The organism is uncultured Campylobacter sp. (genome assembly GCF_938045465.1).
Classification (GTDB): Bacteria; Campylobacterota; Campylobacteria; order Campylobacterales; family Campylobacteraceae; genus Campylobacter_B.
The window spans coordinates 1-4,840 of record NZ_CALIBF010000070.1; the positions used below are offsets into that span (position 1 = coordinate 1).

Annotated in this window: 4 protein-coding genes; all 4 read right to left on the reverse strand. The window is 43.5% G+C overall.

The window, feature by feature from the left end; translation table 11 throughout:
- Positions 1 to 1,880 (reverse strand): hypothetical protein (locus Q0413_RS03380; RefSeq protein WP_298987312.1); only part of this gene is annotated, 1,880 nt, incomplete at its 3' end.
- A gap of 502 nt (positions 1,881 to 2,382) precedes the next feature.
- Positions 2,383 to 3,186 (reverse strand): transporter substrate-binding domain-containing protein, encoded by an 804-nt coding sequence (locus Q0413_RS03385; protein ID WP_291936842.1) that lies wholly within the window; start codon positions 3,184 to 3,186, stop codon positions 2,383 to 2,385.
- Between the two features lie 99 nt (positions 3,187 to 3,285).
- Positions 3,286 to 4,092: a transporter substrate-binding domain-containing protein gene (locus tag Q0413_RS03390; protein ID WP_298987314.1), complete on the reverse strand. Its 807-nt coding sequence runs from the start codon at positions 4,090 to 4,092 to the stop codon at positions 3,286 to 3,288.
- A gap of 167 nt (positions 4,093 to 4,259) precedes the next feature.
- On the reverse strand, positions 4,260 to 4,840 hold a 581-nt coding region (locus tag Q0413_RS03395; protein ID WP_298987317.1), incomplete at its 5' end, for a transporter substrate-binding domain-containing protein.

Here is a 4,840-nt window from a genome sequence, read left to right on the forward strand (position 1 = left end):
TTGCCGCCTAGATTGCCTGCACCCTCTTTTACGATTACGGTGTTGCCTTTATTGCCGAATAGCTCGATAGCGCCCGCAGCCTTGTTGGAATTTTGATTTTGCATTAGCTCGCTTTGATCGAAGTTAAGGTCTATCCAAGAGTGAGTTAGAGTACCCTTTTGCATAATTAAATTCTTATTGTTTTCGACTTCGATCGTGGTTCCGGTGATCTGATAGTGATCCTTGTCGGTAATCGTGTAAATTTGATTATCTTGCACGGTTTGCGCGGCTCTGGTGATCGTGCCGCCACCAGAGTTGTGGATCAGATAGTACTTTCCTTCGCCAAGATCTGATTTTATACCCTCTATCTTTGTGTCGTTTAAATTTGTATTGCCGCCAGTGGTTAGAGTAAGCGGCGCATCGGCTTGGGTAGTGGAATATAGATCGTGAAAATTTATAGAGCCGAAATTCTTAATATCTTTAGCTTTTTTAATGCCGCCGCCGACCCAGTTTTCTATATGCAAGGTATTGGTTTTGTCTAAATTCTTATTACTGCCCCAGATCGTGCCGTTTATAGTGCCGCCTCTAAAATTTACGTTGCTATTCTCGACGCTGCCGCTTGTAGCGTAGCCCGCAAAGACGTCTCCTGCTATCGTCGTTCTTTCTTTATTGATATAAACGACTGCGTTTTTGACGCTTCCCGCACGTGCGCCATAGACATTGCCGCCTACGTGCACGCCTTTGTTGGAGTCTGACGCTCCTAGAGTAACTCTATCGCCATCCGATTCGCCTGCAATGCCGCTTGCTGCCGCGACATCACCTTTTACTGTACCTTTTATAAGATCAACTACGCTTCGCGAGCTTGAGGCGCCGCCCAAAGAGCCTGTGACGCTGCCTACGATTGCATCGTCGTTGTTGATTTCTACGCGATTTGCGCTCATTACGCTAGCGCTATTTGCTTGGCCGCCGATTACTTGGTAATTTTGCGCTTTTAGCTTTGCGCTTATGGATACGGAGTTTGCGCTAGAGTTTCCGCTTCCACCCGCTGCGCCCCAAATTCTACCGCTACCGCTTAAAGTAATAGTGCTTGTGCCGCCGTAATAAGGCGCCGTTATATTGACGCTATTAGAGTTACTTTGCCCCGTGGAGGATTGAGCGCCGAATATATCAAAGCTTCCTCTAAATGTGCCGCTTTTGATAGTTATTCTATTTGATACGGCATCGCCGCCGCCGCTTACTATACCGCCTACGATTACATTTTTAACGGAGCTGTTGCCAATAGTGCCTCCGTCGATCGTTACGGCGTTGGAGGAGGCTTTTTTATCCGCTCCACTTCTGCCGCCGATGATATTATAATGTCTATTTGAGCTGCCGCCGAAGTTATCGGCATTTCCCGTAATTTCGGCGCCGTATTTTACAAAAACCTGATTTCGCGTCGCTTCGCCTTCGTTGCCCGTTTTTGACGCCGCTATGCCTTGCCCGCCCACGGCCAAATTTACCTTAGAGCCGTTTTCCAAGCTCACGTAATTATCCGATACACCCTTGGCCTCAGCACCTATTGCGATACCTACGTAAGCGTTTGCGCCTTTAATCGTAAGTCTATTGTTGGAGGCAGAGTTTAACTCGGTAAAGCCCGCGATCCCGTCGCCACTTCCTCCACCGTAAATCACGCTGCCGGAGTAGTCCGTCCCGCCGCTTACAACGCCCGTAATCGTCGTAATATTGCCATTTGGGCTGGTGCTTCCGCTGCCGCTAGTATTGCCGCTAAATCCAGCCGAATAGAGGTTATTATGGGTATGGATAAGCGGCGGATTAGAATCTGCATTGCAAAGCGCTTGTGCGGGTGCTAGTGCGAGCACCGCTGCGAGGCTAAGCATAGAGGAGCAGATGGATTTTTTCATATATTGATCCTTTAAAATTCATAAAGTTTGCGATTATACATAAAAATAGATCAGTTTGCAATATGAAAATCACTGATCGGTTTTTGACAGAGGGGGGCTGCATTTGTAATTTTAAGTAGTAAAAATTTACTCTTTGCGCAGAATAAATTCTTGACTGCAAAATTTAACCTTTTTTAGAGGGGGCATTTTGAGCGGATTGTAAGAGGTGAAAAAATCATAGTAAAGGGATTCTGAGTAAAATTTGAAATAATAAAAATCTGAGCTAAATTTATTTTAGCAATTTCAAGCCGCGGTAAAATTTATGCAAAATAAATTTTAAACGAGCGGAATTTTATATAAATGCCGTTTCGCCCGCGAAAAAGCTTTTTTGAAAAATTTAAACGAGCAAGATTGCGCGATAAATTTTATGTGATCCCCGCTGCAAGAGCTAAAGCATAGCAAGCAGGAGATAAAATTTACGTGATAAATCTTGCGTAATAAATTTTAAAATGAGCCGCAAATCCTACAAGAAGCTGTAAATTCCATCTAGCAAGAAATATCTTTTATCCGCAGCGCCGTGATAAAATGGATTAAAAGTCCCTTCGTATGCCTTTTCAAAAAAGCCCTCTTTGCTTAGCTTTATAAGCTCTGCATTGACGAAATCCAGTAGCTCTTTATTGCCCTTCTGCACGCCAATACCCATGAAATCGGGCTTGCCTAGAGTTTTAAGCGGCACTTCTACCTCGCTATCGACTACCGGATATGCCATTGCGATGAGATTATCGGTCGCGTAGGCGTCCACGTCGCCGTCTTTTAGCATGCGGTAGCACTCCCTGGCGATCTTGCAAAATGTAAAATTTCCAAAGCCTTCTTGTTTAAAAAATGCCTCGCCTGTACCGCCGCTTTCGAGTAAAATTCTCTTCTCTTTCAGATCGGCTAAGGATTTTATTCTATCGGCCTTGCGGGTTAAAACCCCAAGATTTACTGAAAAATACGGTGTTGAAAAATCGATCTGCTGCGCGCGTTCAGGCGTAATGGTAATCGTAGCGATGACGATATCTACGCGGTTGTTTACTAAAGCTGGAATTCTATCCTCGACCTTCATCGGCACAAGTTCGATTCTGCCGCCTTTTTCGCCGAAAAGATCATTTGCTATGGCCTGCGCCATCGTAACTTCAAAACCCTCAAAAGTTCCATCGTTCAGCTCGCTAAAAGGAGGCTGTCCGTCGTAAACGCCGATGCGAACGACGCCTTTTGATCTGATCTGTTCCAAACTATCGGCAAAAGCAACAATAAATGGTAGCAACATTGCAAGAAGCAATTTCATGGCAAATCCTTAAATTTAATCTCTTTTCCACTTTCAAATGAAGCAGGAAATTTTATTTACTAAAATTCTAAAAGCCGAACTTAAAATTTAAATAAGCTCTTAGAGCATATTATAAATTCCGTCTAGCAGAAAATATTTCTTATCCGCCGTACCGCGATAGAATGGATCAAAGCTCTGCTCGTAGGCCTTTTTGAAAAAGCCCTCTTTGCTCAGCTTGATGAGCTCTGCATTGACGAAATCAAGTAGTTCTTTGTTGTCTTTCTGCACGCCGATGCCGATGAAATCGCTAGGGCCTAGGTTTTTAAACGGCACTTCCAAAGTATCATCGATGACGGAATATGCAAGCACGATGAGATTGTCGTTTATATAGCCATCTGCATCACCATTTCGAATCATTTCGTAACATTCCTTAGCCGAAGCGCAATGGCCTAAATTTTTAAATCCCTTGGTTTTGAAAAATTTCTCGGCTACTGTCGCGTCGCCTTCGAATACGATCTTTTTATCATGAAGCTGCGCGATATCGGTAAAAGCGTCGGCTTTGCGCGTTAATACGCCTAAATTTACGGAGAGGTAAGGGAGGGAGAAATCGATCTTTCTTTTTCGTTCGTTGGTGATGCTAAATAGACCGATCACCAAATCAAGCTTATTTGCCTCTAAAAATGGAATTCTATCATTTACGCTTAACGGGATGAACTCGATTTTGCCCTCTTTTTTGCCGAAAATTTCTTTAGCAATAGCGTTTGCAAGATCGATTTCAAATCCTTCAAATTTGCCGCCATTAGACTCGCAAAGCGGCGGATGGGCGTCGCGCACTCCGATGCGAATGACGCCGTTTTGTCTGATTTGATCTAGGCTATCTGCAAAAAGCGCCGCACAAAATAAAAATATAGCGATAAATGCCCTCATTCCCTATCCTTTATCGTTAAATCTCAACGTTATTCTAGCGAAAATAAGGCAAAAAGAACTAAAATTTTATGAAAAATTGAATTTATTTTTTGAAAACTGAGTAATTGAATGAGATTTTAAAAGATTTTTTGAAATTTAGCGGGTTTTGTACTAAACCCGCTAAGTGTTTATAAAAGGCTGTAAATTCCATCTAGCAAGAAATATTTTTTATCCACCGCCTTTTTGTAAAATGGCTCGAAAGTATCGCTGTAGGCCCTTTCAAAAAAGCCCTCTTTGCTTAGCTTGATTAGCTCAGCATTCACCAGTTCTAACAGCTCTTTGTTGCCCTTCGAAACGCCCACGCCGATAAATTCTGTAGGTCCCAGCGCCTTAAAAGGCACGTCCATCGTCTTATCCATGATCTCGTAAGCAAGCACTATTATATTATCGTTTACGTAGGCGTCGGCTTGGCCGTTCTTTACCATCTCGTAGCACTCCTTTGTAGTAGCGCAGCGCATTAGATTGTCGAATTTTTCCTTTTTAAGATACAGCTCTGGGGCCGTTGCATTGCCCTCTACTAAAATTTTCATATCTCTAAGCTGCGAAATATCGCTTATAGTATCTGCTTTGCGGGTCAGTACGCCGAAATTTACGGAAAGATAAGGGATTGAGAAGTCGACATGCTTACTGCGCTCGGGCGTAATGATGAAAGTTCCGATGATCAGATCGACTTTGTTATTTGCCAAATAGGGTATGCGTTCACCCGCCG

What these genes read in the sequence shown, in the direction of transcription:
- Q0413_RS03390 (WP_298987314.1), bottom strand. Translation starts at nt 4,092, where the DNA reads ATGAGGGCATTTATCGCTATATTTTTATTTTGTGCGGCGCTTTTTGCA.
- Q0413_RS03385 (WP_291936842.1), bottom strand. Translation starts at nt 3,186, where the DNA reads ATGAAATTGCTTCTTGCAATGTTGCTACCATTTATTGTTGCTTTTGCC.